General features: G+C 60.5%; 3 protein-coding genes. 1 reads left to right on the forward strand and 2 read right to left on the reverse strand.

From position 1 onward, the window contains the following. A partial coding sequence (locus tag M0R21_13770; protein MCK9618891.1) for a MerR family transcriptional regulator occupies positions 1–384 on the reverse strand: 384 nt, incomplete at its 3' end. 204 nt (positions 385–588) lie between these two features. Beyond that, positions 589–1,521, reverse strand: coding sequence for a DUF2493 domain-containing protein (locus M0R21_13775; protein ID MCK9618892.1), 933 nt, complete (start codon positions 1,519–1,521; stop codon positions 589–591). A gap of 346 nt (positions 1,522–1,867) precedes the next feature. Between M0R21_13775 and M0R21_13780 the strand changes: the two genes are divergently transcribed. Continuing rightward, complete coding sequence (locus M0R21_13780; GenBank protein MCK9618893.1) at positions 1,868–2,824, forward strand: hypothetical protein; 957 nt, start codon at positions 1,868–1,870, stop codon at positions 2,822–2,824. The last annotated feature ends 46 nt before the right edge of the window (positions 2,825–2,870 follow it).

Consider the following 2,870-nt stretch of genomic DNA (forward strand, 5'->3'; position numbering starts at 1 on the left):
GGCAAGGAATTGGGTGAGGTATAGCGCCGTCGTCGTTTTGGCAGAGCCGCCCTTGAAATTGGCGACAGCGACGATCTGCAGTTTGTCGCCGGGCCGGCGCGTGGGCAGGAATTCGAGCGCTTCTTTCGGTCGCGCGGCTGCGAGATATTCACGCAGTTCACCGATCTGCGCCGGCGTGTAAGACCGGCGGCCGCCCGCGGATAAGGCCGGGGAAGGGCCAAGACCATCGAGCGACAATTGCCGGAGATAGCCGTCGGACACGCCGAGGAATCGCGCCACCTCGCCCGACGAAAACGACCGGAGCGTCTTTTTCGAGGCCGGCGGAAATAGCGTCGCGCTCAACGACTGCATCTGCCCCGAAAGAACTTTGGCGTGACGGGTCATCCGCGCAAGCGCATTCTCAGGGACCAAAGAAGGTGCGGCGTTTGAGAGGATCGCCATCAAAACGGTTCCCAGTCGTTAAACGGTATGCTTCCGTCTCCGACTAGAAGGCGATTCTCGGATCTTTGCAAGAAATAAAGAGTTAACGAAAACTTAAGGTGCTTGGCGCGCTCACGAGAACCCCAACGCGCAAAGGCGCACTGTTCATTAGCCGCCTTTACCAAACCGCCACACGGGAATTCCCATCTTGCGCGCTTTGTCGGCGAGGTTCTCGACGATGCCGGAACCGGGGAAGATGATCACACCGATTGGCAACGTTTCCAGCATCACATCATTGCGCTTGAAGGGCGCGGCGTTCTTGTGACGGCTCCAGTCCGGTTTGAACGCGACCTGAGGAACCTTGCGATTGTCCGCCCAGCAGGACGCGATCCGTTCGGAGCCTTTGGATCCACCGCCATGGAGAAAGACCATATCGGAATGCTTCGCATGGACCTTGTCGAGAGCTTCCCAAATCCGCCGATGATCGTTGCACTCGGCTCCGCCCGCGAAAGCGATCCGGGGTCCGCGCGGCAAGAGCACTTGTGTCTCGGCCAGCTTCTTGGCGTTCAGGAAATCGCGACTATCGATCATCGCAGCCGTCAGTGCGCGGTGATTGACCTTTGAACCTGATCGGGGACGCCAGACGGAGCCTGTCTCGGCCGCATAGAGTTCGGCGAGATGGTCCCGGAAGAATTCGAAGGCGTTGCGGCGTTCGTTGAGCGTCAGCCCTTGCGCAATCAACCGCTCCAGTTCGACCGAACGGATTTCCGAGCCGTCCTGTTCGGACTGTGCGCGACGCTGTGCGGTTTCGTTGTCGTCGAGCTCGCGATCGACGCGCTCCGCCTTGCGATGGAAGAGGTTGACGAAAGCCCAGAGCAGATCGGGTAGGTCGGCTTCGAGCCGCGTATTGAGAAAGAGATTTGAAAGCGATTCGACGGCGGATTCGAGGGCCATTGACGCAGAGTCGGAAGAGGGGAGGGGACGCGGATCCGGCTCGTCGTCTAAGGGGCGATAGCCCTGAAGCGCGAGTTCGTCGAGGAGATATGACAATGGCGATTCGTTTGGAGCGTCGTGGGGGAGGGGCGTGATGTCGATATCCATGGCGTTGCACTTTCGCTTCAAGGCCGCGCCGATCGCGGCCTGACAGCGATCACGAGCCACGGGCGGGTCGCGACGCACCCGAAGGGCCGCAGCAAAGCAAAGGACGCTTCCCGATGACTTGTTTGCTCCGCGAGGAATGCCCGGCTTTTGCGCCGGGCAGGGGAAAGAAGTCCGCGGGAAGCGTTGCGGCAAGCGAGCCGCTTGTGGCGTCATCGCTGCTCTTTCAGGCCGGCGCGCGGCCCTGTACGTGAAATGCATCTGCCACAGACGATCGGCTCGGCAACACCCACGACGATCGGCCTTCGCGCCAATATCCGAAATTCCGATGGCGCTATAAGAAGTCGTTATGCCCCCGAAGAAGCCCCTAACCGCGAAGAACCTCGAAGCGCTCGGCCCCGAACGGCTCGCCGAACTCCTGATCGAGATCGGCGACGCAAACGCCGCCGTCAAACGCCGTTTACGGCTCGAACTTGCCGGCGCGCATAGTTCTGCAGATGTCGCGCGCGAAATCCGCAAGCGCTTAAACTTGATCGCCCGCTCCCGAAGCTTCGTCGACTGGCAGAATCGGCGCGGGCTCGTCGAGGATCTCCAGACGCAGCGACGCGCCATCGTCGATCACGTTGGCAAGACCGATCCCAAAGAAGCGCTCGATCTGATGTGGGGCTTAATGGCGCTGGCCTCATCCGTCTCTGCGCGCTGCGACGACAGCAGCGGAACGGTGATCGGAATCTTTCATGATGGCGTAAGCGATCTCGGGCGGCTGGCCGAAGCCGCCAAAAGCGATGCCAAAGACCTGGCCGATCGCGCGTTTCAGGCCTTGCTCGACAATGACTATGGCCAGTTCGATCATCTCATCCCCACACTCAGCGCGGCTCTCGGCGATGCGGTCCTCGAACATTTGAAGAGTCGTCTTGTCGCGCTGTCGAAAGAACCCGCCAAAAAACCAGCCGAGCACGAGCGGCGAAAGATTGGCTGGTCGACGGACGGGCCGATCTACCAAGACGAGATCGCCAATCGTCATCGAAACCACGTCGTTGAAATGGCGCTGAGAGACATTGCCGACGCGCAGAACGACGTCGACGCCTTCATCGCTCAATATGATCCAGCAACACGAAAGGTTCCACGCATAGCGGCTGGAATTGCTGAGCGGCTGCTTGCCGCTAGCCGAGCGGCCGAGGCGTTGCAAACGATCGAAGCGGCGGAACACAAGCGTTCCGACTGGCCAGAATTGGAGTGGGAGGATGCGCGCGTCGCCGCACTTCAAGGGCTCGAACGCAGCGGCGTCGCACAGGCGGTGCGCTGATCGTGCTTTGAGCGATTTCTCTCGGCGCGACATTTGCGCGATTATC

The organism is Lentimicrobiaceae bacterium, from assembly GCA_023227965.1.
In the GTDB taxonomy this organism is placed as follows: domain Bacteria; phylum Bacteroidota; class Bacteroidia; order Bacteroidales; family JALOCA01; genus JALOCA01.